This is a genomic window from Stenotrophomonas sp. GbtcB23 (genome assembly GCF_019091045.1).
In the GTDB taxonomy this organism is placed as follows: Bacteria; Pseudomonadota; Gammaproteobacteria; order Xanthomonadales; family Xanthomonadaceae; genus Stenotrophomonas; species Stenotrophomonas rhizophila_A.
Map to the genome: position 1 here is coordinate 17,531 of NZ_JAGXKC010000020.1, position 25,763 is coordinate 43,293.

Below are 25,763 nucleotides of genomic sequence, written 5' to 3' on the forward strand. Positions count from 1 at the left end.
GTCCTTCTGTCTGGAGTGCGTCATGTCGGCCATCCCCCGCCGTGTGCTGTCGTCCCTTGCCCGCAGGGCTGAACCCCTGCGCCGGCTCAGCGTGGCGCGCAAGCTGAAAATCAGCCTGGTGGCCTGTGCAGCGGGCCTGCTTCTGGTGGCCGCCGTGTACGCTTGGACAAGGTACAACAGCGAACGCGCCGCCGACACCTTCGCCACCCACCAGCAGGCGACCAGCCTGATGGCGCTGCTGGGCACCCAGGTGGCCGATGCCCGTCGCCTGCAGACCCGCTACGCGGCGAGCTTCGACGATACCGACCGGAACGCGCTGCAGCAGGCACGCCAACGCCTGCAGGTGTCGCTGGAGGCACTGCAGCGCACCGCCGCCGCCAACGGCAATGCGGCTTCACTGAGGGTCCTGGGCACCCGCATCGGCGAGTTTGCCGAGGGCATCAACGCGCTGAATGCACGCGTGGATGAAATGGGAAGGGGCGAGGCCGGGTTGCGCGCGCAGCTGGAGGCCGCCGCTGCTGCGATGGAGGCCGCGCTGGGCCCCCTGCAACGACCCGCACTGGACGCCCAGTGGGAGGCCATCCGCCGGCAGGAAGCGCTGCTGCTGCTCACCGGCGATTCCACCCATGCCGACCGCGCCAGCGACGCCAAGCTGCCGTTCGAACTGGCGCTGACAGCGCCGGGCGTGCCGGCGGCCGCACAGGACGCGCTTCGCACCGCGATGGACAGCTACCAGGGTGCACTGCTTGGCTACACCGCCGCGCGAGTGGGGCTGGATGTGGAAGCGCAGTCGCTGGCCGATACCGCTGCACAGATCGCGCCGTCGCTCGAGCAGGCGCAGCGTGCGCAGGAAACGGCACTGGAGGCCGCGCGCGGGCGCCTGCAGGCACAAGCGAGGGCGATGACGGTGGTGTTCGCGGTCACGCTGCTGCTGGTGGCTGCGTTGCTCATCGCCACGCTGCTGCTGACCCTGCAGGCGGTGCAGCGCCCGATCGCGAACACGTTGCGCTTCGCCGAGGACATCGCCGAGGACCGGCTGGATACGGTGCTGGTCGTGCATAACCCGCACGATGAATTCGGCCAGCTGGCGCAACGCCTGCGACATATGCAGGAACGACTGCGCGGCCGGATCGAGGCCGAGAGGGCCGCCGCGCGCGACAACACCCGTGCGCGCCAGGCGCTGGACAGTGCCCAGACCGGCTTGATGGTGCTGGAGCCTGACGGCCGCATCGGCTTCCTCAACCAGGCGCTGTGCACTGCGCTGGGCTGCACGCCCGGGCAGTGGCATGGCCAACCGGCGCAGGTGCTGCATCCGGTGTTTGCGGGCGTCGCCGCGCAGCTGCAGCGCGGCCATGCCAGTGCACACGAGATCGAGCAGGGCGGAATCCGCTATCAGCTGGTACTCAACCCCATCCTCGACCACGACCAGTTGCTGGGAGCCGCGGTGGAATGGCGCAGCCGCGCGCTGGAAACCACGGTCGAAACCGAAGTGGCCGCGCTGGTGGATGCCGCCGCGCAGGGTCAGCTGCAGGCGCGCATCGCGGTGAACGACAAGCAGGGCTTCGTGCTGACCCTGGCGGTGAGCATCAACCGCCTGCTGGATACCTTCCAGGGCAACCTGGCCGGGCTGCAGGCGCTGCTGTCCGGGCTGGCGCACGGCGACCTGGGCGTCCGCATGCAGGGTGACTACCAGGGCGTGTTCGCGCAGATGCGCGACGATGCCAACGCCAGCGTGGCACAGCTGGCCGACATCGTGGCGCGCATCCAGCACGCCACCTCGGCGATCAACGGCGCGGCCGGTGAAATCGTGGCCGGCAACCGTGACCTCGCCGAACGCACGGAACGGCAGGCGGCGCATCTTGAAGAAACCGCGTCCTCCATGGAGGAACTCACTGCAACCGTGCGCGAGAACGCGGATTCGGCGCAGCAGGCCAACCAGCTGGCGATGGATGCCGCTGCCATTGCGGGGCAGGGCGGCAACGCGGTGGCACAGGTCGTGTCCACGATGCACGACATCGCCGCCTCCTCACGGCACATCGGCGACATCACCGGGGTGATCGACGGCATCGCCTTCCAGACCAACATCCTTGCCCTCAACGCTGCGGTGGAAGCCGCACGGGCCGGCGAGCAGGGCCGGAGTTTCGCGGTGGTAGCGGGCGAAGTACGCCTGCTGGCCCAGCGCAGCGCCGATGCCGCCCGCCAGATCAAGCAGCTGATCGAAGCCTCGGTGGAGACGGTCAACGCCGGTACCCGCCTGGTAGGCGAGGCTGGTGCCACCATGCGCCGCATCGTCGGCAGCGTGGAGCAGGTCACCGCGATCAGCGCCAGCATCGCGGCGGCCTCGCAGCAGCAGAGCGTGGGCATCGAGCAGGTGGGCAGGACGTTGTTGCAGATGGACGGCAGTACGCAGCAGAACGCAGCGATGGTGGAGGAAGCCTCGGCGTCCGCGCAGGCGATGCAGCGGCAGGCGGCGCTGTTGTCCGAAGCGGTGGCGGCGTTCGTGTTGGCACGGCCTGCGCTGGTGCGCGGGCTTCGTCCGGCGGTAGTGTGATGGGTTTGTGATTGCGGCGTCTACGTGGGCCGCCCAACGGGCGGCACCACCGGCGGTATGCTTCCCACCATGAGCACACGTCGAAAAACATCGTCTCCCGCCCAGCCCCGCAACGCATTTGTCCGCGTGCGCGGGGCGCGCGAGCACAACCTGAAGAACGTCGACGTGGACATCCCGCGCGATGCGCTGGTGGTGTTCTCGGGAATTTCGGGATCCGGCAAGTCCTCGCTCGCCTTCGGCACACTGTATGCCGAAGCGCAGCGTCGCTACCTGGAGTCGTTGTCACCCTATGCGCGCCGCCTGATCGACCAGGTGGGCGTGCCTGATGTGGATGCCATCGACGGCCTGCCGCCGGCGGTGGCGCTGCAGCAGCAGCGCGGCACCGCGAGCATACGCTCCAGCGTGGGCAGCGTGACCACGCTGTCCAGCCTGCTGCGCATGTTGTATTCGCGCGCTGGTACGTACCCGGCCAGACAGCCGATGCTGTATGCCGAGGACTTTTCGCCGAACACACCGCAGGGCGCCTGCCCGAACTGCCATGGCCTGGGCCACGTGTATGAAGTGACCGAACAGTCCATGGTGCCCGATCCCTCGCTGACCATCCGCGAGCGCGCCATCGCCGCATGGCCGCCGGCGTGGCACGGGCAGAACCAGCGCGACATCCTGGTGACGCTGGGCTACGACGTTGACATTCCCTGGCGCGACCTGCCGAAGAAGCAGCGCGACTGGATCCTGTTCACCGACGAGCAGCCGGTGGCGCCGGTGTATGCCGGCTTCACCCCGGCAGAAACCCGCGCCGCGATGCGCCGCAAGGAAGAGCCCAGCTACATGGGCACCTTCAGTGGCGCGCGCCGCTATGTGCTGCACACCTTCGCCACCACCCAGAGCGCCATGATGAAGAAGCGCGTGGCGCGCTACATGGTGGGTACGGTCTGTCCGGTCTGCGATGGCAAGCGGCTCAAGCGTGCTGCCTTGTCGGTGACCTTCGCCGGCATGGACATCGGCGCGCTGTCCCAGCTGTCGCTGGCGGCGATGGCCGAGGCGCTGCGGCCGGCGGCGGAAGGTCGCTTCAACGCGCCGGCAAAGGGGGCAACGCGCAGCCGCGCAGCCGGGCGCAAGGCCGAACAGCTGCGGGTGGAGAACGGCGGGCCGCTGCATGCAGGCAGCAGTGACGTGCGCCGCACGCCGGACCTGTCCGAGGAGAAGCGTATCGCTGCCCAACGCATCGCGCACGATCTGGTGGAGCGTATCGGTACGCTCGAATCGCTGGGGTTGGGCTACCTGTCGATGGACCGCGCCACCCCGACGCTGTCGCCGGGTGAGCTGCAGCGTCTGCGCCTGGCCACCCAGATCCGCTCCAGCCTGTTCGGCGTGGTGTACGTGCTGGATGAGCCCACCGCCGGCCTGCATCCGGCAGATGGTGAGGCCCTGTATGGCGCGCTTGACCAGCTCAAGGCAGGCGGCAACACGTTGTTCGTGGTGGAGCACGATCTGGAGATGCTGCGCCGTGCCGATTGGCTGGTGGATGTCGGTCCCGGTGCGGGCCAGCACGGTGGGCAGGTGCTGTACAGCGGTGAGCCCGAGGGGCTGCGCGGCGTCGCCGCGTCGGCCACTGCACCCTACCTGTTCGGCAAGCACGACCGTGCCACCCGCAGCCCGCGCACGCCTGCCGGCTGGCTGGAGCTGCGCGGCATCCACCGCAACAACCTGCACGGGCTGGATTCACGCTTCCCGCTGGGCACGTTCTGCGCGGTTACCGGTGTCTCCGGCTCGGGCAAGTCCAGCCTGGTCAGCCAGGCGCTGGTGGAGCTGGTGGGTGAGCACCTGGGCCATGAGCCGGTGGCGCCCGATGCGGACGATGACCTGCCACAACCCAGCCGGATCGAGCGCACCCGCGGCCGCCTGCATGCCGGTCACACGGCGATCAAGCGCCTGGTGAACGTGGACCAGAAGCCGATCGGGCGCACGCCACGTTCCAACCTGGCCACCTACACCGGCCTGTTCGACCACGTGCGCAAGCTGTTCGCCGGCACCCGCATGGCCAAGGCGCGGCGCTACAGCGCCAGCCGTTTTTCCTTCAACGTGGCGCAGGGCCGCTGCGAAACCTGCGAAGGTGAAGGCTTCGTGCACGTGGAGCTGCTGTTCATGCCGAGCGTGTACGCGCCATGCCCGACCTGCCACGGCCAGCGCTACAACGCCAGGACGCTGGAGGTGGAGTGGAACGGCCGCAACATCGCGCAGGTGCTGGCGATGACGGTGGAGGAGGCGCTGGCGTTCTTTGCCGAGGAAACCGTGGTGCAGCGCCCGCTGCAGCTGCTGCGTGATATCGGGCTGGGCTACCTGCGCCTGGGGCAACCGGCCACGGAACTGTCCGGTGGCGAAGCGCAGCGGATCAAGCTGGCCACCGAACTGCAGCGCAGCCAGCACGGCAACAGCCTGTATGTGCTCGACGAGCCCACCACCGGCCTGCACCCGGCCGACGTGGACAAGCTGATGGTGCAGCTGCACGGGCTGGTGGATGCGGGCAACACGGTGGTGGTGGTCGAGCACGACCTGCGCGTGGTGGCCGATGCCGACTGGGTGATCGACGTGGGCCCCGGTGCGGGCGAGCAGGGTGGGCAGATCGTGGCGGCGGGAACGCCGGAGCAGGTGAGCCGTTCGAAAGCAGGCAGGACGGCGGGCTACCTGCGGCGGTTCTTCGCCTGAGTGGGCATCCGTACCCACCAACGGTGGGCACCTACCGCGTAGTCGCCGGCGCCCCGGCGGTAGGTACCGACCGTTGGTCGGTACTGCCCACCCACCGTTCGATTTCCCCGTCTGCGAACGGTCCCAGTTTCTGCTTGACGATCTTCCCGTCCGCACCTACCAGCACCGTGTAGGGCAGCAGACCCTGGGCGTTGCCCAAGCGCACGCTGGCGTCATCCGGCGCAGGCTGCTCGATCACGATCGGGTAGGTCACCGGCACGCGGTCAAGAAAATCGCGTACGCCGTCCGGCGTATCGATGGCCAGGCCCACCACCTGCACGCCATCGGTCGGCTGTGCAGCGGCAAACGCGGCCAGCATGGGCATCTCTTCCACGCACGGACCGCACCAGCTGGCCCACACGTTGATCAACAGGGGGCGGCCACCGAAGCGGGCGAAGTCCACGGGCTTGCCATCCACGTCCGGCAGGGTGATGGTCGGCATCGCATCGCCGGGTTGGGCCGGCGCGGCGGCCGGGCGGTCCACCGCGGGAAACCGCGTTTCCTGTGGCGTGCGTGCCACGTAGTACACGCCGGTGCCCAACCCCAGCGCCGCAGCCAGCGCCGCCACCACCATCAACGAGGTGCGGGGCGGCGGGGTGCTCATCGCGCGGTGCGCAGCAGCGCTTCTTCCACCAGCGCCTGGGTCAGCACGGTGGGCAGCACGGTCGGCGGTGCGCCGGGGCCGTAGACCACGTACAGCGGCACGCCGACCGCCTTGTGCTCTTCCAGGAACGCAGTGATTTCCGGGTCCACGTTGGTGTAGTCACCGCGCATGTACACCGCGTTGGTACGGCGCAGGGTTTCCTCGAAACCCTGGGTGCCCAGCACCGCGCGTTCGTTGGCCTTGCAGGTCACGCACCAGTCGGCGGTCATGTTGACGAACACCACGCGGTTGTCCTGGCGCAGCCGGTCGAGCATCTGCGGCGAATAGGCCACCACGTTGTCGGCGGCGGCCAGTGCGGCTTTGGCCGGTGCAGCGATGCGGGTCACGCCCCACACCGGCACGAGTGCGCCCAGCAGCAGCACCAGCGCCAATGCGGCACCGACGCGCTGGCTGCGCCAGCGGCTGCGCTCGAACCACCACAGCGCCAGGCCCAGCACCACCAGCCCGGCCAGCACCAGCGCCATCGCATCCACGCCACGCTGCTTGCCCAGCACCCACAGCAGCCACAGCGCGGTGGCGTACATCGGGAAGGCCAGCACCTGCTTCAGGGTTTCCATCCACGCGCCCGGGCGCGGCAGGCGCTTGGCCAGCGACGGCACGAAGCCGATCAGCAGGAACGGCAGCGCCAGGCCGAGGCCCAGCATCAGGAACACCAGCATCGCCGGCACCGCCGGTGCGGTGAAGGCATAGGCCAGCGGCGCCCCCATGAACGGCGCCACGCACGGGCTGGCCACCACGCAGGCGAGCACGCCGGTGAAGAAATCGCCCATCGGTCCGCTGCGCGAGGCCAGCGACTGGCCTACGCCGCCCAGACTGCCGCCCAGGGTGAACACCCCGGACAGGCTCAAGCCCACGGTGAACATCAGGTACACCAGTGCGGCAATGAACCACGGGTGCTGCAGCTGGAAGCCCCAGCCCGCCGCCTGCCCGGCGGCACGCAGCGCCAGCACCAGTGCGCCAATCGCGGCGAACGCCACCAGCACGCCTGCCGTGTACCAGAGCGCGTGGCTGCGCGCGCGCTGGCGGCTTTCGCCGCTCTGCGCCACGCCCAGCACCTTCAGCGACAGGATCGGCAGCACGCACGGCATGAGATTGAGGATCAGGCCGCCGGCCAGGGCCAGCAGCAACGCAGTGATCAGGGTGATCGGCGTGGCACTGCCGCTGCCGCCCGGCGGACGCGTGCGCTGGTCGTTGTCGGCGCTGGCGTCGGGCGTGCCGTCGGCGGGCAGCGCCAGCGCCGGTTCGTTCGGGCGGATCAGCATCGGCTGGGTCGCAATGCCGTTGGCCTCGCGTTCCTGCGCACGCTTATCGCGCGTCACCAGCGGGGCGATCACTTCGCTGCGGCGCGCTTCTTCACCCGCACTGGCGTTGACCTTGCCGGCCGGCAGCGCCAGCTTCACCCGCCGGGTCATCGGCGGGTAGCAGATGCCATCGGTCTGGCAGCCCTGGAAGGTGATCACCAGCGTGGCATCGGCGGCCTCGGCCACGCTGCGGCGCAGCGGCAGCTTCACATCGACCTGGTCGAAATACACCGACACATCGCCGAAGTGCTCGTCGCGGTGCGACTTGGCGGCCGGCCACAGCGGCTTGTCCGCGCGGATGCCCGGGGCGCCTTCCAGCTTCAGCGACGTGCGGTCGCGGTAGAGGTAGTAGCCCGGCGCCGGACTGAAACGCAGCAGCACGGTATTGCCATCGCCGACGATGGCTTCGAAGCCGAAGGCGCGTTCGGACGGAAGCGGCAGTGACGGGGTGCTGGCCGCGCCGGGCAGGCGCAGGCCAGCGGCGGCATTGCCGGCCAGCGGGTTGTTGAACGGCGACGCGGCCGGGCCGCCCAAGGCCGGGGTCATGGCGCTGTCGGCGCGGGCGCCGCCACCCGGCAGCGTGACCTGCACGCTGCGCTTCTGCGGCGGGTAGCACACGCCGGCATCGGCGCAGCCCTGGTAACGCACTTCCAGCGTCACCGTTTCAGCACCGTCGGCAGCCTTGCCGGGCAGTACGGCGGTCAGCCGCTCACGGTAGGTTTCCACTTCGCCGAAGAAGTCATCGTGGTGCTTTTTGCCGGCCGGCATCTGCAGCGCCTCGGCACTGAAGCCGGCGTCGCTCTTGACCGTGGTGCGGTGGCGATAGAGGTAGTAGCCCGGCGCGATCTTCCAGCTCACCTCGATACGGTCGCGGTCGCGCGCCTGCGCGCTCAGCCCGAAGGCTTCATCCACCGGCAGCAGGTCTTTCTCGCTGACGGCCAGTGCCGGCAGGGACACCAGGAACAGCGCGCACAGCGCGGCAACACGACGAAACAGCGTCATCAATCAGTTTCCTCTCGGGTCTGGGCCCGAATCCAATCCAGGTACGCCGGCAGGCCGGCGCGGGTTTCGACCGCGATGCACTCGGGGAGTTCATACGGGTGCAGCACCTGCACGCGCGCGATGGCCGCATCCAGGCGGCTGCCGGTGGTCTTGATCAGCAGTTGGACCTCAGCGTCCTCGGTCACCTCACCGTGCCAGCGGTAGGTCGAGTGCGCCCCGTCCAGCCGGGTCACGCAGGCGGCCAGGCGTTCCTCCACCAGCGCATGCGCCAGCCGCGTGGCGGTAGCCGCATCGGGGCAGGTGGTCAGGAGGATGAATACGGGCTCGGGGGTCGACATGACCGCCGAGTATAGAGATCGCGGCGTGGCGATGCCGGCCGGTTCCGCTTGGGAACCGGCCGGAGAATCGAATCCCGGTGGCACCGGCGGGTGGCCGGCGCACCGTATTGCCCTGGTGCCGGCGCCTGGCCGGCAACCCGGGATGCCTCAGTTCGCCAACTCGCAGGTTGCCGGCTTGGCCGACGTGAACAGGGCAGGCGTACCCCATTCCGGGTGGTCGATGAACGGGTTGCGGTTGCCCTGGAAGCTGTAGATCACTTCATTGCGGGCTTTTTCTGCAGCATCCGGCGGGTCGGACAGGTGCCAGTCGATCAGGGTCGAGAGCAGGCCCATGTAGGCCGGCGAGGCCGAGGTCTTCACGATCCTGCTGCGGTCGTCGGTCAGCTCCAGGTCCGGTTCGGACTGGCCGGTGGCTGCGTCCTTGCCGCCCTCATAACGGATCGCCATGTACATCACCGCACGCGCCATGTCGCCCTTGCGGTGGCCCCACACCTCGAAGGTGCCGGCATTCCCGTCCGGGGTGCGTACCCAGTTGGAATTGCCCGGGTAGCCGCCACTGCCGCCGCCGGTGCCGTTGTTGGCTTCGGTGGCGCGCTCGCCGCAGTTGCTGTCGCACTTGGCGAACGGCTTGTTGCCGCGGTCCGCGTTCCACTGCGCGTCGGTCAGGTACAGCATGTGGGTGTCGGTATAGGGCGCGTACGGCAGGCCCTTGTCGCCGGTGGTGCTGGCAAAGCCCAGTGAATTGGGCCAGGTGTGCTCGCGGTTGTAGGTCAGCCCGCTGCCGGTGCCGGCCCGGTCGGTGACCTTGGCGTAGCTGCGGTTGCGGTACGCGTCCAGGATGCGGCCGCTGTTGTTGGGATCCTCGTCGGCGATTTCCAGGATGGTCCACGTGCTGGTGCCCGTGCCGCTGTACGGGTACGAAGTGTGGCCCTTGATGGTGGCGTGCAGCGAGCAGCGCAGCTGGCTGGGGCTGGAGGTGTTGACCTTCGAGTAGTAGCTGCCCGGATCCGGGTCCGGACCGGGATCGGTACCGCCGGCGGCCACGGTGAACGCGATGCGCGTGTCGGCCGCCGGTCGTGCGCCCTGGGCGTCCTTGATGCGCGCGGCACGGATGTCGAAGCGGCAGGCTTCACCGGCCACCAGCGCGGTGTTGGTCGACAGGGTGAAGCGGGTACCGCTGCTGGCGTGGGTGAGCGGCACCGTGCCGGACTGGCCGCAGCTCAGGGTGAACGCACCGGCGCTGACGGTGACGCTTTCACTGAAGGTCACGGCCAGGTCGGCAGCGGCCGGGAAGCTGGTTGCGCCCTGTTCCGGGGTGGTGGTGCTCACCGACGGCGGGGTGTTGGGCCCGGTGCCGCCGCCGCCGCTGAAGGTCTGGCCGGTGTTGCAGGCACCGAAGGTCTGCGCCGCCGATCCGGCCCAGGTGAAGTGGGTGTACTGGCTGCCGCTGCCGGTGAGCTGCAGGGACGTGCCCGGGGCGGTGCTGTTGCTCTCGCTGACCGGGATGTTCTGGCTGGTCAGGCCGGCGGCCGGGCCGCCGGAGGCGGTGATGGTGCCTTCGTAGCTGATGAACTGGACGACCTTGCCGCTGGCATCCACCAGCGCGATGCCGTCGTTGGCGCCGTTCTGCAGGCCGTTGGTGGGGTAGGTGACGGTGGCGATGCTGGCCTTGCCGCAGCCGGCGGCGGTACCGGCCGGCACGGCGTTGTTGGCATAGACCGTGGCCGCCGACGGAGTGCTGCCGTTGTACAGGTACAGCCGGTAGGTACTGAGGTCCTCCCCGCCGGTGGCGACCACCTCGATGGCTTCGCCGACATCCCCGGCCGGGGTGCTGTCGTCGTAATGCAGTTCATTGATGAATACGCCCGCATGGGCGGAACCAGCGGCCAGCGCCAACAGGCACCCCAGGGACAGCGGTGTGAGCAACCTCATCTACGTCTCCTTGTGATTGGGTTTTGCCGGCCGAATCTAGCTAATCCATATGACACATCTATCGATTTGTCGGATTCGGCACTCCGCAGTGGGACGTGCGTCAAGAAAATGGCGGTCTGGGGGAATTCGTCGGCCCCCCCTTGAAAGGGCTCGGGACAGCACCATCTCTGCCCTGTCCCGCACTGGCGGGTTTTTTCACGAGCGGTGCTGGCAGTCACCTGGGGTGAGTGCTAAGATCGCCGGACTTTTTCAAACCAATCAACAACTTAAGAGGCACGCATGAACATCAAGCCGCTTCACGACCGCGTTGTGGTCAAGCCGATCGAAGCCGACGAAGTCTCCGCCGGCGGCATCGTCATCCCCGACTCGGCCAAGGAAAAGTCGACCAAGGGTGAAGTCGTGGCCGTGGGCCCGGGCAAGCCGCTGGACAACGGCAGCGTGCGCGCGCCGTCGCTGAAGGTTGGCGACAAGGTGATCTACGGCCAGTACGCCGGCAGCACCTACAAGAGCGAAGGCGTGGAATACAAGGTCCTGCGCGAAGACGACATCCTCGCCGTCATCGGCTGAGTTTGCGCCGCCGGGCTCGCCCCGCCGCTTCTTCTTTTTTCAGATCAACGCAGCCGGGCATCGCCCGGCGCCACATAAAAGGTAATCGCAATGGCTGCCAAGGAAATTCGTTTCGGTGAAGACGCCCGCGCCCGCATGGTGCGCGGCGTCAACGTTCTCGCCAATGCCGTCAAGGCCACCCTCGGCCCGAAGGGCCGCAACGTCGTGCTCGAAAAGAGCTTCGGCGCCCCGACCATCACCAAGGACGGCGTGTCCGTCGCCAAGGAAATCGAACTGGCTGACAAGTTCGAGAACATGGGCGCGCAGATGGTGAAGGAAGTCGCCTCGCGTACCAACGATGACGCCGGCGACGGCACCACCACCGCCACCGTGCTGGCCCAGGCCCTGATCCGCGAAGGCGCCAAGGCCGTGGCTGCCGGCATGAACCCGATGGACCTCAAGCGCGGTATCGACAAGGCCGTGGTCGCCGCCGTCGCCGAGCTGAAGAACATCTCCAAGCCCACCGCCGACGACAAGGCGATTGCCCAGGTCGGTACGATCTCGGCCAACTCGGACGAGTCGATCGGCAACATCATCGCCGAAGCGATGCGTGAAGTCGGCAAGGAAGGCGTGATCACCGTTGAAGAAGGCTCGGGCCTGGAAAACGAGCTGGACGTGGTCAAGGGCATGCAGTTCGACCGCGGCTACCTGTCCCCGTACTTCATCAACAACCAGCAGGCGCAGACCGCCGACCTGGATGATCCGTACATCCTGCTGCACGACAAGAAGATCTCCAACGTGCGTGACCTGCTGCCGGTGCTGGAAGGCGTCGCCAAGGCCGGCAAGCCGCTGCTGATCGTGGCCGAAGAAGTCGAAGGCGAAGCGCTGGCGACCCTGGTGGTCAACACCATCCGCGGCATCGTCAAGGTCGTGGCCGTCAAGGCACCGGGCTTCGGCGATCGTCGCAAGGCGATGCTGGAAGACATGGCCACCCTGACCGGCGGCACCGTGATCTCCGAAGAAATCGGCCTTTCGCTGGAGAAGGCGACCATCGCCGACCTCGGCCGCGCCAAGAAGGTGCAGGTTTCCAAGGAAAACACCACCATCGTCGACGGCCAGGGCGACCAGGACGCGGTGCAGGCACGCGTGGCCCGCATCAAGACCCAGATCGAAGACACCTCGTCCGATTACGACCGTGAGAAGCTGCAGGAACGCGTGGCCAAGCTGGCCGGCGGTGTTGCCGTGATCAAGGTCGGTGCGTCGACCGAAATCGAAATGAAGGAAAAGAAGGACCGCGTCGACGACGCCCTGCACGCTACCCGTGCGGCGGTCGAAGAAGGCGTGGTGCCGGGCGGCGGTGTTGCCCTGGTCCGTGCGGTCACCGCGCTGGCTGGCCTGAAGGGCGCCAACGAAGACCAGAACCACGGCATCCAGATCGCCCTGCGCGCGATGGAAGCCCCGCTGCGTGAAATCGTCGCCAACGCCGGCGAAGAGCCGTCCGTGATCGTCAACAAGGTCAAGGAAGGCACCGGCAGCTACGGCTACAACGCCGCCACCGGCGAGTTCGGCGACATGCTGCAGTTCGGCATCCTGGACCCGACCAAGGTGACCCGTTCTGCCCTGCAGAACGCTGCCTCGATCGCCGGCCTGATGATCACCACCGAAGCGATGGTGGCCGAAGCCCCGAAGAAGGACGAGCCGGCCATGGGCGGCGGCGGCATGGGCGGCATGGGTGGCATGGGCGGCATGGACTTCTAAGGTCCCCGCACACGCGACATCCCGTCGTGCTGTAAACGAAGAACCCCGCCGAAAGGCGGGGTTCTTTCGTTATGGGACAAACACCTTGTTGCCGTATTCCCAGGTCCACGGCGCGCCGGTGTCACCCAGGACGTAGCGCACCAGTGCGGGGAATGCCGCCTCCGCACGCACATCGTTGCCCAGGATCACCACGCAGCGCTGGCCACGTGCCAGGCAGACCATCGTGTTGCCCACCGCGTCGTCATGCCCGCCTTTGTAGAAACCATGGCCCTGCGGGCCGTCGAACACCACCACGCCCAGCCCGGCGGCAAGGTCGGCACGCCGCTTCGCCGGGGGCAGTTCGTCCTGCAGCGTGGGGAACTGCGAGGCGGTGGTGATCGGCCACTGCGCGCGCACCAGCTCACGTCGCGATGCGGGCGAAAGGCCTTCACCGCTCACCAGCGCTGCGGCAAGCCGCGCGATATCGGTGATGGTGGTGTCCATCGAACCCGCCGCCCGCACACGGCTGCGCTCGTCATGCGGTTCGGTGCTGCCATCCTGGGTCCAGCCGTCGGCCAGGTTGCCGGCGAAGTCCGCGCGCCAGGTCATGCTGGTACGGGTCATGCCGAGGCGATCAAACACCCGCCGCTGCATTTCCTTGCCCACGTCCAGGCCTACGCCCTGTTCGAGCACGAACTGAAGCAGGATCAGCCCTTCCCCGGAATACGCATATCGCGTGCCCGGGTCGAAATGCAGCCGCAGTTTTCCCTCCGGTTCAAGGAAGGCGAAGTTGGAGAAACCGCTGCGATGGCTGAGCAGCATGCGCGGGGTGATCTGCTGCCAGCGCGGGTCATCCTTCAGGTCGGGCCAAGGCGCGTAGCGCTTGTCGGCCGGATACTCCGGCAGTGGACGGTCCAGGTAGGCGGCGATGGGGCGATCCAGATCCACGATGCCGTCGTCCACCAGCTGCAGCACCATGTAGGCAAACGCCGCCTTGGTCAGCGACGCGGCATACATGATGGTGTCCGGCTGCAGCGGCTCGCCGGCCGCATTGCGCTTGCCGGCCGCGTGCACCTGCACGACCTTGCCGTCATCGATCACGGCCAACGCCAGCCCCTGGGCCTGGGTTGCCCGCATCAGACGCTGCATCTGCGCATCCACTGCGGGCGGGGACGGCAGCGCGTGGGGTGGGGCGGCGGCCAGCGCAACGGACGCGGGCATCAACAGGGAGAACATCAGGACGAACGGGCGCATGCACGGCACTCCTCCGGGTCTCGGCGCCAATCGTACCGTCGGGCCTGCAGCCCTGAACACTGCACCCCAGTTGCGAATGAAACAGTTGGCACTCCCAAACCCCTGTGCTATCAATACTCCCCAATGAACGCACGCCACGCCAATTCCTACTTTTGGTATTACTTTCCGAAGCCACCGGCGGAGGAAGGCATGCGCTCACCCTGAAGAAACCTTCAGACGCATTCCCGAAAGCCGCCAGCGCACCTGGCGGCTTTTTTGTTGCCGCCGCGCTGGGGACCCCCACCTTCCAGGAGACACCCCCATGCCCCCCCACACCGACGACCTGCGCATCCGCAAGATCGAACCGTTGACCCCGCCGGCGCAGCTGTTGGCGATGCTGCCCTGCGACGATGAAGCTTCCTCCACGGTGAGCGCCTCGCGCGCCGCACTGCACGAGATCCTGCACGGCCGCGATGACCGCTTGGCAGTGGTGATCGGCCCGTGCTCGATCCATGACCCGGTCGCGGCGATCGAATACGCCCAGCGCCTGAAGCCGCTGCGCGATGCGCATGCGGGCGAACTGGAAATCGTCATGCGCGTCTACTTCGAAAAGCCGCGCACCACGGTGGGCTGGAAGGGCCTGATCAACGACCCCGACCTGGATGGCAGCTTCCAGATCAACAAGGGCCTGCGCGTTGCGCGCGGCCTGCTGCGCGACATCAACAAGTTGGGCCTGCCGGCCGGCGTGGAGTTCCTGGATGTGATCTCGCCGCAGTACATCGCCGACCTGGTTGCCTGGGGCGCGATTGGCGCGCGTACCACCGAAAGCCAGGTGCATCGCGAGCTGGCGTCCGGGCTGTCGTGCCCGGTCGGCTTCAAGAACGGTACCGACGGCAACATCAAGATCGCCGCCGACGCGGTGGGGGCCGCATCCAACCCGCATCATTTCCTGTCGGTGACCAAACAGGGCGATACGGCCATTGTCGCTACCGCCGGCAACCCGGATTGCCACGTGATCCTGCGCGGCGGAAAGGTGCCCAACTTCGATGCCGCCAGCGTGGATGCCGCCAGCCAGACGCTGGCCAAGGCGCAGCTGCCGGCGCGATTGATGATTGATGCCAGCCACGCCAACAGCAGCAAGAATCCGGAGAACCAGCCGAAGGTGATCGCCGATATCAACGCACAGCTGGCGGCAGGCGAAGAGCGCATCGTGGGCGTCATGGTGGAAAGCCATCTGGTGGCCGGCCGCCAGGAACTGGTGGAAGGCCAGCCGCTGGTGTACGGCCAGAGCATCACCGATGGCTGCATCGGCTGGGACAGTTCGCTGCAGGTACTCGAAGCGCTGGCCGAGGCCGTGCGTGCGCGGCGCGCGCGGCGTCTGGCCGAGGCGGCTTGACCCCGCAGGGAGCCGGCCGCCGGCCGGCTCCACGAAAGATCCGCTCTACCGGAAGCCTGGTTTTGTTAAACAGAATCAATTGGATACTGCGCGCCCGGGACCGCAGACTGCAGGCCTCACTTGAGGGCCCTACAGGGTGTATGTACAATGTATGCACAGTCCAGCAACGTGCGGGTGCTTCCCATGGGAACCGCAAGCAAAGTCATCAATTTCCGGGCCCCTGCCGATAAGCAGGATCTGATCGATCGTGCCGTAGCAATCAGTGGCGTGAATCGCACCGAGTTCATCCTGGATGCCGCGTGCGACAGGGCGCGCGAGGTGCTGGCCGACCAGACGCAGTTCACGTTGAATGCTGAGCAGCTGCAGCGTTTCAATGCGCTGCTGGACGCGCCGCTGGAGGACAACCTGGCGCTGCGCCGGTTGTTGAGCACGCCGGCGCCCTGGGAACGCTGAGCCCTTGTGGCTCTCCGCTCCAACACCGCTGCATGCGGATCATCTGTTGGATGACTTCCGCTGCAGTGCTCCCGCCCTGGCGAAATGGCTGCTTGAACGCGCACGCCAGAACCAGGCATCCGGCGCGTCCAGATGCTTCGTTGCCTGCGATGAGAAGCGTCGCGTCGTCGGTTACTACGCGCTCTCAGCCGGTTCGATAGCGCATGACGCCGTGCCCGGACGAATCCGCCGCAACATGCCCGATCCCATTCCGGTCATCGTGTTGGGGCGGTTGGCGGTACATCCGGACAGGGCGGGGCAAGGCATTGGCCAGGGCTTGTTGAAGGATGCGGTGCTACGTTCGCTGCAGGCGTGCGCTCAGGTCGGCGCACGGGCGTTGCTCTGCCATGCCATCGATGAGCCCGCCAAGGCGTTCTACCTCAAGCACGGTTTCATCGCTTCACCCATTCACCCTCTCACGCTGATGCTGCCCCTTGCGTGCTAATGCACCTCGTCGCGGTACACGAACTTCGGCATCTCCCACTTGAAATGGATCGCCAGCAGGCGGAAGGCGAAGCCGCCGCCCAGGCACCACAGCGTGGCGGCGTTGAGCGACACACCCAGTTCGAGCAGGCCCAGCCATGCCGCGCCGGTAAGCAGGGTGATCACCGCGTACAGCTCCTTCTGGAAGATCAGCGGCACCTCGTTGCACAGCACGTCGCGCAGCACGCCGCCGAAGGCGCCGGTGAGCATGCCGGCGATGAGCACGATCGGCACCGCGTGGCCGCCGTCGCGCGCCACCGCGCAGCCGATCAGGGTGAAGCAGATCAGGCCCAGGCCATCGAGCACCAGGAAGGTGCGGCGGAAGTGGTGCATCCAGCGCGCCACCCAGGTGGCGATCAGTGCCGCGCAGATGGTGAAGCCCAGGTACTCGGGGTGCTTGACCCAGCCCAGCGGGTAGTGGCCCAGCACGATATCGCGCAGCGAACCGCCGCCCAGCGCGGTGACGCAGGCGATGATGACCACGCCGAACAGGTCCATCCGCCGCCGGCCGGCGGACAGCGCGCCGGTCATGGCTTCGGCGGAAATGGCGATGAGGTAGATGATGGACAGCAGCATGCAACGGCTCCGGAGGGGCAGGCGGGGACGGAAACGCGCACGCGCCAGCGCCGTAGCACTGTCGTGGGGTGGGATTCCGTTGCCGCTCCCGCTGTCCTTTTGCCTGAGAGTTCAGTGGCCAGGCCACGTGCCCCTTCGGCGGGTCATTGAAGACCTCTCTCCAGATCGGCGTGTTGGATGCATGGTTGGTGGCGTATCGAACCACCGGCCTGAGCGATTATGGGAGCCTGCGCCTTCGGCGGGCGCCAACGCGGCGCCTCTCTCCTGCATCCGGGTCGAATTCTAGCAGCCAGCGCGCCCGTGCCGGTGGATAATCCCGGTATGCCCGCTGAACCCGCCCCCTGGTATGTCTATCTGCTGGAATGCCGCAACGGCAGCTATTACGCCGGCATCAGCAACGACGTGGACGCCCGCTTCCAGGCACACCTGTGCGGCAAAGGCGCGCGCTACACCCGCGCCAACCCACCGGTGAAGCTGCTGGCCATGCGCGCCTACCCCGACCGCTCGGCGGCCTCCAAGGCCGAATGCGAGCTCAAGCGCCAGCCGCGCGCACGCAAGCTGGCCTGGCTGCAGCAACGGAGTGCCGAAACATGACCGGAATCGACCCGGCCAAGGCGCGCGCGATGATCGGCAAGACCGTGCTCGCCGGCATGACCTACCTTGACGCCCAAGGCAACGCCCTGGAGCACCGCCAGATGGCCGGGCAAGTGCTGCGCATCAATGACGAAGAAGGCGTGGTACTGGCCAGTGCAATGGACGGCGAGGAAGTGTTCCTGCCGCCCACGCTGGACCACTACACCCCGGCCGCACCGGGCGACTACACGCTGCGCTCAATGGCACTGACCATCAGCGATCCGGACTACCTGTGCACCTGGGACGTTCACCTCGCGCCCGGCAACGATCCCTGATCGGATGGCTTCGGCCGCCGGTCCTCGCGGTCATCACCGAAGATGATCCGCGCGCTGCGCTGGTAGCTCCAATACGCCACCGCCCAGTTGAGCAGCACCACGATCCGGTTGCGGAACCCGATCAGGAAGAACACGTGCGCGGCCAGCCAGAACCACCACGCCAGCACGCCCGACAACTGCAGCCGGCCCAGGTGCACGATGGCGGCCATGCGCCCGATCGTGGCCAGGTTGCCGAAGTCCTGGTACTTGAACGGCCCGGGTGTCGGCTTGCCCTCCAGCCGTGCACGAATTGTCGCGGCCACATGCTTGCCCATCTGCTTGGCGGCCGGGGCAACGCCCGGCACCGGCCGGCCATCGGCCTGCTGCAGCGCGGCCAGGTCGCCGGCGACGAAGATATCCGGGTGCCCGGCCAGGGTCAGGTCGGGCTGCACCGGCACGCGTCCGGCGCGGTCCAACGGCACCTCCAGCGTCCGCGCCAGCGGCGAAGCGGCCACGCCCGCGGCCCACACCACGGTGCGCGCGGCAACGAACTGCTCGCCGAGCTGGAAGCCCTCGCCGTCGATGTGATTGACCGCTGTACCCGTCAACACCTCCACCCCGAGCTTCTCCAGCTGGCGCCGCGCTTTCAGCGACAGCACCTCGGGGAAGCTGGACAGCACCCGCGGCCCGGCTTCGACCAGCCGCACCTTGGCGCTGGCCGGATCGATATGGCGGAACTCGTTGCGTAGCGTGTGCCGCGCGATCTCGGCCAACGTGCCGGCCAGTTCCACCCCGGTGGGGCCGCCGCCGACCACCGCAAAGCTCAGCCACGCCGCTTTGCGTGCCGGATCCGGCTCGGCCTCGGCGCGTTCGAAGGCCAGCAGCAGTTTGCGGCGCAGTGCGATCGCATCGTCCAGGGTCTTCAGGCCAGGCGCGTCGGCGGCCCACTCGTCGTGCCCGAAATACGCGTGGGTAGCGCCGGTGCACAGCATCAGGGTGTCGTAGCCGAGCTGGCTGCCGTCGGCCAGGGTGATCTGGCGGCTGGCCTTGTCGATCGAGGTCACCTCGCCCAGCCGCACTTCAACATTGCGCTGGTCGCCCAGGATGTGGCGCAGCGGCGCGGCGATGTCGGGTGCGGACAGGCCGGCGGTGGCGACCTGGTACAGCAGCGGCTGGAACAGATGGTGGTTGCGACGGTCCACCAGGGTGATGCGGATGCGCGCGCTGGCCAGCGCACGGGTGGCCCAGAGGCCGGCGAAGCCGCCACCGATGATGACCAGGTGGGGCAGGGAATTGCGGGTCATGCAATCACTCCTTGGCGGGGGTCGAAGCGAAGCACTGCATGTTCGCACGTGACGCGCGATATTCACGTGGATGGCAGATACTGGGTTCAGCAGCCGTCGCGCCTGCCGGCGGCCGATCCGTTCGTTGCCTGGAAAGTCCACCTGCGCGCGCGCATTTCCGAAAGAAGACCCGTCAACACCGGCGCGTTGATCGGCGTATCGTATCGGCGCCTATCGACAACCGGGAACACCAACATGCTGAAGATCTGGGGCCGCCGCAATTCCAGCAACGTGCGCAAAGTGCTGTGGTGCGCGGAGGAAATCGGCCTGGCGTACGAATCCATCGAAGTGGGCGGCCCCTTCGGTGGCACCCAGTCGCCGGAATACGTGGGCATGAACCCCAACGGCCTGGTGCCGGTGATCGAAGACCACGGCCTGCCGCTGTGGGAATCCAACACCATCGTGCGTTACCTGAGCGCGCGCTACGCGCTGGGCACGCTATACCCGGAAGATGCGATGGCGCGCGCCCAGGCCGAGAAGTGGATGGACTGGAGCACCTCGCGCATGGCACCGCTGTACACCGACCTGATCTGGGGGATCATGCGCACCGCCCCGGCCGACCGCGACGAGGCCCGCATCAATGCCGCGATCACCCGTGCCGGCGAGTTGCTGGGCATGGCCGATGCCACCCTGGCGCAGCAACCGTGGTTGTCCGGCGAGCAGTTCGCGATGGGCGACATTCCGTTGGGCGCGCTGGTCTATGCGTGGTTCGAGCTGCCGATCCAGCGGCCGTCGTTGCCGCACCTGGAAGCGTGGTACCAGCGCCTCCAGCAGCGCCCGGCGTACGTCAAAGCGGTCATGACGCCGTTGACGTGAGGTAACGGACGGCAGGTGCGGACCGTTGGTCCGCACGGTTTCAATACAGGTCGGTGGGATCGACGTCCAATGACCAGCGCACCTTGCGCGCCTGCGGCAAGCCGTAAACCAGCGGCATGATCTGATCCAGCAGCGCGTGCAGCGGCCGCCGCGCCGGGGCCGACAGCAGCAGCTGCGTGCGCTGGTAACCGGCGCGGCGCGGCATCGGCGCCGGCATCGGACCGAAGCGTTCCACGGGGCACTCATGCGCGATCAGCTCGCGCACCGCCATCAGCATGGCGTTGGCGTGCTCCACCTGCTGCGCCTCGGCGCGCATCAGCGCCAGGTGCGCGAACGGCGGGAAGCCGGCCGCTTCGCGCTGCTGCAGCTCGGCGTCGGCGAAAGCGTGGTAGCCCCCATTGACCAGGGTTTCCAGCAACGGGTGCCCGGGGTGATGGGTCTGCAGCCAGACCTCGCCGGCGTCGGTGGCGCGTCCCGCGCGCCCGGCCACCTGGATCAGCTGCTGGGCCAGTTTCTCGCTGGCGCGGAAATCGGCGGAGAACAGTCCCTCATCGATGCCCACCACCACCACCAGGGTCAGCTTGGGCAGGTCGTGCCCCTTGGCCAGGATCTGCGTGCCGACCAGGATGCCGGCGCGGTCGCCCAGCGTGGCAAGTTGGGTCTCCAGCGCGTCGCGCCGGTTGGTGGTGCCGCGGTCGATGCGGATCACCGGGAAATCGGCGAAGGCTTCCACCAGGCGTTCTTCCAGCCGCTCGGTGCCGATGCCCTGTGGCTGCAGCGCCAGGCTGGCGCAGTCGGGGCAGGCCAGTGGCGCCGGCTGGCGCGCGCCGCAGTGGTGGCATTGGAGCCGGCGGCCGCCGGCGTGCACGGTCATCGGCGCATCGCAGCGTTTACAGGGCGCGGTCCAGCCGCAGTCGTGGCACAGCAGCACCGGCGCGTAACCGCGGCGGTTCTTGAACACCAGCACCTGGTGGCCGGCCGCCAGGTGCTGGCCGATGCCTTCCATCACCTCGGCCGAAAGGCCGTCCTTCAACGGGCGCTTGCGCACGTCCAGCACCCGCACGCGCGGCGGGCGGGCCTCGCCTGCGCGCTGTTTCAGGCGCAGATGGGTGTAGCGGCCGGCATGGGCGTTGTGCAGTGATTCCAGCGACGGCGTGGCGCTGCCCAGTACCACCGGCACATCCAGCGCCTTGGCCCGCACCAGCGCGAAATCGCGCGCGTGGTATCGAATGCCGTCCTGTTGCTTGTAGCTGCCGTCGTGCTCTTCATCGACCACGATCAGGCCGGCGTTGGGCAACGGGGTGAACACCGCCGAGCGCGTGCCCACGATCACCTGTGCCTCGCCGCGCGCGGCGGCCGCCCAGACCCGTGCGCGCTCGTTGTCGTTCAGGCCCGAATGCAGCACGTGCACCGCAATGCCCAGGCGGCTGCGGAAGCGCGCCAGCGTCTGCGGGGTCAGCCCGATCTCGGGCACCAGCACCAGCGCCTGCCGGCCGCGGGCCAGGCACTCCACGATGGCCTGCAGGTACACCTCGGTCTTGCCGCTGCCGGTCACCCCGTCGAGCAGGAACGCGCCGAACCGCGCGTAGGCGGTGATCGCGGCGATGGCGTTGGCCTGCTCCGCATTCGGGGTCGGGCCCGGCCGCAGGGCCGGCAGCGCCGGAGCGTGCTCCAGCGCGATGCGCTCGACCAGGCCGCGCTTGGCCAGCGAGCGCGCCGCGCTGCGCCAGTCGTCCATTGCCTCGTCGAGCAGGTCCTCGTCCACGCTGCCCCCGGCCAGCTGTTCGGCCAGGCGGTGCGGACGGGTGCCGGCCCGCAGCCTGGCGCGGTGTTCGAGTCCTTCGGGGGTGAGCTGCCAGCCCCAGCGGTGGGTGTCGGGCACCGGCTCACCACGGCGCAATGGCGCGGGCAGGGCGGTGCTGACCACCTCGCCCAGCGGCGCATGGGTATAGCGTGCCAGCCACTGCAGCGAGGTCCACAGCTCGCCGCCCAGCAGCGGCGCCGGGTCCAGCCATTCCACGGCAGCGCGCAGCGCGTTGCCGTCGGTCACCGTACCGATCCCGGCCACCACGCCCACCAGCTCGCGCGAGCCGAACGGCACCCGCAGCCGGCGACCGACCATGCCAGGCCCGGGCGGTGCGCCCGGCGGCGGCGCGTAGTCGAACCACTGCGGTAGCGGCAGGGGCAGGGCAACCTGGAGGGAGGGGGCATCCGGCAGCGGCGCCGGGGCACTTTCCAGGGGCAGCAGGGGGGCTGGATCGGGGGGCAGCATCGCGCCAGTGTAGCGGCCCGAACCGGCCCTGTTCAGCGCACGAAACCGATCGCCGCATGGCGCCGTGGAACCTAAATAGGAGCTAAATATCCGTGGCCATTGGAGATTCGGTCTTATCCACATCTTCTGTGGATAAGTCTGTGTGCGAGTGCCGAACTCCGAGCTGTTTGTCAGGGAGTTCCGCAGTGAAGCCTGGGTTGGTCAAAAAATAGCCACACAACTAAATGTATGAAAATCAAGAAGATGGCTGTGAAACACAGCTGACACATGGGTGACGCCGGCTTCACCTGCCGGTTTTCTGCCGATTTTGTTGGTGCTGTGCACAACCTGCGCCGCTGTCAAGCCATCTACATCACCGCGGTAGTCGCACGTGACCCATATCGGCATCCCCCTGCGCGGGCGCACTCGCTATCATTTCGGCACTTGATGGAGTTGCTATGACGGCTGTGAACGCCCCTGTTTCCTCTACTGCAGCGGGTGCCCTGTCCGCATTCCTGCGAGGCGTCGAACGCCGTGCCCTGGTGGTTGCCGAGCTGCAGTGCGGCGACCCCACCGTCGCCGAACAGGCACTGGTGGCGGTGATGCGCGCCTTCGCCGGCATCGCCAGCGATGTGCCGATGGCACAGTGGCCGGACCGGTTCTGGATCCTGCTCGCCCACCGCACCCCGATCCGCATGCCGGCCCCTGGCGGCCAGTGGGCCCCTGGCCTGGCGCACCTTCCCAGCCTGGCGCCGCCGGCACGTCTGGCGCTGCTGCTGCGGGTAGGGGGCGGGCTGGACGAGGCGGCCGCCGCGCAGATCCTGGACCTGCCGGTCGCCGACTACCAGCAGGCGCTGGCCCAGGCCTGCCCACGCGATGCGCAGGGCCACCCCGATGCGGCAGGCTGGCGTGCCCTGGCCGAACAGGTGCAGCAGCGCCTGCGTGACCTGCCGGCCAGCAGGCTGCAGCAACTGCACCAGCCCGCGCCGGCCCCCGCGCCGGGCAAGGGTCCGGCCTCATGGCGCGCGCCGGCCCCGGCCGATGCGGCGCCCCGGCGCACGCCGGTGCGCCGTCACAATCGCCGGCCGCTGTGGCGTGGCCTGCTGATCCTGCTGGTCACCATCGCCGTGCTGCTGGGCGGTGCGGCGTGGTGGAAGCACCGCAGCCCGGCGCTCGCCCCCGAGGCCAGCGTGCCCGACGGCGCGGTCTCCACCGCCGACCCGGTGCGGGTCGAACCGTTGGCGGCTGAAGACCTGCCGGTGACGGCGCCGGCCGATCCGGCCCACGCCGCCAGTGACGCGGCCATGCTGGCCGACCCGGACCTGATGCTCGCCCGCGATGCGGACCTGTACGCGTGGGCCGCCGCCGGTGGGCCGGTCCCGGTGGACGAGTCGCAACCGCAGCCCAGCCGCCCCGAACCTGCCACCGCCGGCCTGGAGACGGCAGCCGCTGATGAATAAGTCGATCCTGCTGCTCGCCATGGGCCTGGCGACCGGTGCGCATGCCGCGCCACAGCCGCTGCCCCTGCCATCGGCCACGCCTGTGCCGGTTACCACACCCGCCATTCCCGCCACCCCCGCCGCGCTGGACCCGGCCCAGCTGCGTGAACTGCGCAGCCGCTATGCGCAATGGCAGGCATTGCCTGCAGCCGAACGTGCCCGTATCCGCGAGGCCGCCGGCCGTATTGCCGCGATGCCCGCTGCACAGCAGCAGGCGCTGCGGGCCCGCTTCGACGAACAGGACCAGCGGTTCCGCGACGGCTGGCTGCTGGGCCCGCAGCTGGGCCAGCATTTCCCCAAGCTGCAGGGTCTGTTCGGCTACCTGCCCGCTGACCAGCGCGAACCCGCCCTGGCCGCGCTGCGCCAGCTCAACGAGGGCCAGCTGGCCCAGCTCACGCTGATCGCCCAGCGCACGCCGCCGCAGGAGCGCGACCAGGTGCGCGACCAGTTCCTGGGGCTGGCGCCGGCCGCGCGCGATGCCTGGTTGAAGGAAAACCTGGTGCGTTGAGCGTAAGATGACCGGCCGCAACCCGGTGCCTGTGCCCTCCGCGCGCTGCCGTAGTTGCCGTCTGTGATCCCATGTCTACCGTTACCGCAACGCCGCGCCTCTCCCGGGAAGTGCGCGCCACCGGCCTGCTTGCGCTGCCGCTGGTCCTTGGCCACATCTCCACTGGCCTGATTTCCTTCGTCGACAATGTCATTGCCGGCCACCACGGCACCCAGACCCTGGCGGCGGTCACCATCGGCACGGCGCTGCTGTGGCTGCCGATGCTGATCCCGATCGGCACGTTGATCTCACTCACCGCCTCGGTGTCGCAGCTGCATGGCGCCGGCCGCGAGCGGGAGATCGGCCCGCTGTTCCGCCAGGCGCTGTGGCTGGCGCTGGGCCTGGGCCTGATCATGTTCACCTTCCTCACGGTGGTGCCGCCGTTGCTGCCCGCGTTCGGCATCGCCCCGGACATCGTGCCGGGCGCGACCGCGTTCCTGCATGCGGTGCGATGGGGTGGCCCGGCGCTGACCCTGTACTTCTGCATGCGTTACCTCAGCGAAGGCATGCACTGGACGCTCCCGACCATGCTGCTCGGCTTCGGCGGTCTGCTGGTGCTGGCGCCGCTGGGTTACGTGCTGTGTTACGGCAAGCTGGGCTTCCCGGAAATGGGCGCCGAAGGCCTGGGCATCGCCTCGGCCACCATGATGTGGATCCAGGCGCTGTGCTTTGCCGGCTACCTGTGGAAGACCAAGCGCTTTGCCCACCTGGAACTGTTCTCGCACCTGGAGCTGCCGCGCTGGGCGGCGATCTGGGACCTGCTGCGTACCGGCCTGCCGATCGGCATCACGGTGCTGATGGAGGGCGGGCTGTTCATCGTTACCGCCCTGCTGATCGGTCGCCTGGGCGCCACCGAGGCGGCCTCGCACCAGATCGCCATCAACGTGGCCCAGCTGTGCTTCATGATCCCGATGGGCGTGGCCGAAGCCACCACCGTGCGCGTGGGCCATGCGGTAGGCAGCGGCAACGGGCTGGGCGTGCGGCGCGCTGCCATCGCCGGCCTGCTGATCATCCTGGGCACGCAGACGCTGTCGGCGCTGGTGCTGCTGTTCGGGCACGACGCCATCGTCGGGGTGTATACCGCCGACATGGGCGTGGCCGCGCTGGCCTCCACCCTGCTGCTGTATGCGGCCGCGTTCCAGTTCCCGGATGGCATCCAGGTGCTGTCAGCCGGCGCGCTGCGCGGCCTGAAGGACACCCGCGTGCCGATGTTCATCGCCATGTTCTCCTACTGGGGGCTGGGCATGCCGCTCGGCGCCGGGCTCGGCCTGGGCCTGGGCATGGGTCCGCAGGGCATGTGGCTGGGCCTGATCCTGGGGCTGACCGCAGCGGCGATCCTGATGGGCTGGCGGCTGCGCGTGAGCAGCCGTCGTGTCGGCAATGACCTGAACCTGCCGGCCTGATGGCCCCCTTACTTGTGTCCG

The 25,763-nt window shown here is 68.2% G+C and carries 21 protein-coding genes and 2 riboswitches; of the genes, 13 read left to right on the forward strand and 8 right to left on the reverse strand.

The features are described from left to right. The first annotated feature begins 22 nt into the window (after positions 1-22). Both KVS69_RS10145 and KVS69_RS10150 read left to right on the forward strand, forming a co-directional pair. Complete coding sequence (locus KVS69_RS10145; RefSeq protein WP_217537963.1) at positions 23-2,551, forward strand: methyl-accepting chemotaxis protein; 2,529 nt, start codon at positions 23-25, stop codon at positions 2,549-2,551. Positions 2,552-2,620: 69 nt separating this feature from the next. Then, the gene (locus tag KVS69_RS10150) at positions 2,621-5,257 is read left to right on the forward strand and encodes an excinuclease ABC subunit UvrA (RefSeq protein WP_217537964.1); all 2,637 of its coding nucleotides are present in this window, start codon (positions 2,621-2,623) and stop codon (positions 5,255-5,257) included. A gap of 31 nt (positions 5,258-5,288) precedes the next feature. Here the strand turns inward: KVS69_RS10150 and KVS69_RS10155 are convergent, their stop codons facing one another. The 4 genes from KVS69_RS10155 to KVS69_RS10170 form a co-directional block, all read right to left on the reverse strand. Further along, positions 5,289-5,900 carry a TlpA disulfide reductase family protein gene (locus tag KVS69_RS10155; protein ID WP_217537965.1) on the reverse strand — a complete coding sequence of 204 codons (612 nt, stop codon included), beginning with the start codon at positions 5,898-5,900 and terminating at the stop codon, positions 5,289-5,291. Further along, positions 5,897-8,263 (reverse strand): protein-disulfide reductase DsbD domain-containing protein, encoded by a 2,367-nt coding sequence (locus KVS69_RS10160; RefSeq protein WP_217537966.1) that lies wholly within the window; start codon positions 8,261-8,263, stop codon positions 5,897-5,899. The genes KVS69_RS10155 and KVS69_RS10160 overlap by 4 nt, the downstream gene beginning before the upstream one ends. Beyond that, complete coding sequence (gene cutA / locus KVS69_RS10165; RefSeq protein ID WP_217537967.1) at positions 8,263-8,601, reverse strand: divalent-cation tolerance protein CutA; 339 nt, start codon at positions 8,599-8,601, stop codon at positions 8,263-8,265. Before cutA ends, KVS69_RS10160 begins: the two co-directional genes overlap by 1 nt. 147 nt (positions 8,602-8,748) lie before the next feature. Further along, positions 8,749-10,533, reverse strand: a complete 1,785-nt coding sequence (locus tag KVS69_RS10170) for an endonuclease (RefSeq protein WP_217537968.1) — start codon at positions 10,531-10,533, stop codon at positions 8,749-8,751. 279 nt (positions 10,534-10,812) lie between these two features. On the opposite strand from KVS69_RS10170, the gene KVS69_RS10175 reads away from it, so the two are divergent. Further along, a complete protein-coding gene (locus tag KVS69_RS10175) occupies positions 10,813-11,100 on the forward strand; it encodes a co-chaperone GroES (RefSeq protein ID WP_068854195.1) in 288 nt (95 codons plus the stop codon). Positions 11,101-11,190: 90 nt separating this feature from the next. After that, on the forward strand, positions 11,191-12,837 hold the full coding sequence (gene groL, locus KVS69_RS10180) for a chaperonin GroEL (protein ID WP_217537969.1): 1,647 nt from the start codon (positions 11,191-11,193) through the stop codon (positions 12,835-12,837). Between the two features lie 69 nt (positions 12,838-12,906). On the opposite strand, the gene KVS69_RS10185 is transcribed toward groL, so the two are convergent. Further along, positions 12,907-14,070 carry a serine hydrolase domain-containing protein gene (locus tag KVS69_RS10185; protein WP_217537970.1) on the reverse strand — a complete coding sequence of 388 codons (1,164 nt, stop codon included), beginning with the start codon at positions 14,068-14,070 and terminating at the stop codon, positions 12,907-12,909. A gap of 301 nt (positions 14,071-14,371) precedes the next feature. On the opposite strand from KVS69_RS10185, the gene KVS69_RS10190 reads away from it, so the two are divergent. The 3 genes from KVS69_RS10190 to KVS69_RS10200 all read left to right on the forward strand — a co-directional run bounded on the left by KVS69_RS10190 (position 14,372) and on the right by KVS69_RS10200 (position 16,382). Beyond that, the gene (locus tag KVS69_RS10190) at positions 14,372-15,445 is read left to right on the forward strand and encodes a 3-deoxy-7-phosphoheptulonate synthase (protein ID WP_217537971.1); all 1,074 of its coding nucleotides are present in this window, start codon (positions 14,372-14,374) and stop codon (positions 15,443-15,445) included. Between the two features lie 147 nt (positions 15,446-15,592). After that, positions 15,593-15,898, forward strand: coding sequence for a DUF1778 domain-containing protein (locus KVS69_RS10195; RefSeq protein WP_068854191.1), 306 nt, complete (start codon positions 15,593-15,595; stop codon positions 15,896-15,898). 46 nt (positions 15,899-15,944) lie between these two features. After that, complete coding sequence (locus KVS69_RS10200) at positions 15,945-16,382, forward strand: GNAT family N-acetyltransferase (protein WP_254622119.1); 438 nt, start codon at positions 15,945-15,947, stop codon at positions 16,380-16,382. Here the strand turns inward: KVS69_RS10200 and KVS69_RS10205 are convergent. After that, positions 16,379-16,996, reverse strand: coding sequence for a trimeric intracellular cation channel family protein (locus KVS69_RS10205; RefSeq protein WP_068854189.1), 618 nt, complete (start codon positions 16,994-16,996; stop codon positions 16,379-16,381). The genes KVS69_RS10200 and KVS69_RS10205 overlap by 4 nt on opposite strands. 83 nt (positions 16,997-17,079) lie before the next feature. Beyond that, positions 17,080-17,170, reverse strand: a riboswitch (glycine riboswitch). A gap of 8 nt (positions 17,171-17,178) precedes the next feature. Next, a riboswitch (glycine riboswitch) is annotated at positions 17,179-17,273 on the reverse strand. Between the two features lie 44 nt (positions 17,274-17,317). Here KVS69_RS10205 and KVS69_RS10210 point away from each other — a divergent pair. After that, a complete protein-coding gene (locus KVS69_RS10210; protein WP_095363055.1) occupies positions 17,318-17,590 on the forward strand; it encodes a GIY-YIG nuclease family protein in 273 nt (90 codons plus the stop codon). Continuing rightward, a complete protein-coding gene (locus KVS69_RS10215) occupies positions 17,587-17,904 on the forward strand; it encodes a hypothetical protein (RefSeq protein ID WP_210131157.1) in 318 nt (105 codons plus the stop codon). Before KVS69_RS10210 ends, KVS69_RS10215 begins: the two co-directional genes overlap by 4 nt. Here KVS69_RS10215 and KVS69_RS10220 read toward each other — a convergent pair. Further along, the gene (locus KVS69_RS10220) at positions 17,877-19,187 is read right to left on the reverse strand and encodes an NAD(P)/FAD-dependent oxidoreductase (RefSeq protein ID WP_217537973.1); all 1,311 of its coding nucleotides are present in this window, start codon (positions 19,185-19,187) and stop codon (positions 17,877-17,879) included. The genes KVS69_RS10215 and KVS69_RS10220 overlap by 28 nt on opposite strands. A gap of 234 nt (positions 19,188-19,421) precedes the next feature. On the opposite strand from KVS69_RS10220, the gene KVS69_RS10225 reads away from it, so the two are divergent. After that, positions 19,422-20,042 carry a glutathione S-transferase gene (locus KVS69_RS10225; RefSeq protein WP_217537974.1) on the forward strand — a complete coding sequence of 207 codons (621 nt, stop codon included), beginning with the start codon at positions 19,422-19,424 and terminating at the stop codon, positions 20,040-20,042. Positions 20,043-20,082: 40 nt separating this feature from the next. Here KVS69_RS10225 and KVS69_RS10230 read toward each other — a convergent pair whose 3' ends face one another. Next, positions 20,083-22,314 carry a primosomal protein N' gene (locus tag KVS69_RS10230; protein ID WP_217537975.1) on the reverse strand — a complete coding sequence of 744 codons (2,232 nt, stop codon included), beginning with the start codon at positions 22,312-22,314 and terminating at the stop codon, positions 20,083-20,085. Between the two features lie 437 nt (positions 22,315-22,751). Here KVS69_RS10230 and KVS69_RS10235 point away from each other — a divergent pair, with 437 nt between their 5' ends. The 3 genes from KVS69_RS10235 (at position 22,752) to KVS69_RS10245 (ending at position 25,742) form a co-directional block, all read left to right on the forward strand. Then, complete coding sequence (locus KVS69_RS10235) at positions 22,752-23,753, forward strand: hypothetical protein (protein ID WP_068854184.1); 1,002 nt, start codon at positions 22,752-22,754, stop codon at positions 23,751-23,753. Further along, a complete protein-coding gene (locus KVS69_RS10240; protein WP_217537976.1) occupies positions 23,746-24,300 on the forward strand; it encodes a DUF3106 domain-containing protein in 555 nt (184 codons plus the stop codon). The genes KVS69_RS10235 and KVS69_RS10240 overlap by 8 nt, the downstream gene beginning before the upstream one ends. Before the next feature lie 71 nt (positions 24,301-24,371). Continuing rightward, complete coding sequence (locus KVS69_RS10245) at positions 24,372-25,742, forward strand: MATE family efflux transporter (protein ID WP_217537977.1); 1,371 nt, start codon at positions 24,372-24,374, stop codon at positions 25,740-25,742. Positions 25,743-25,763 lie beyond the last annotated feature (21 nt).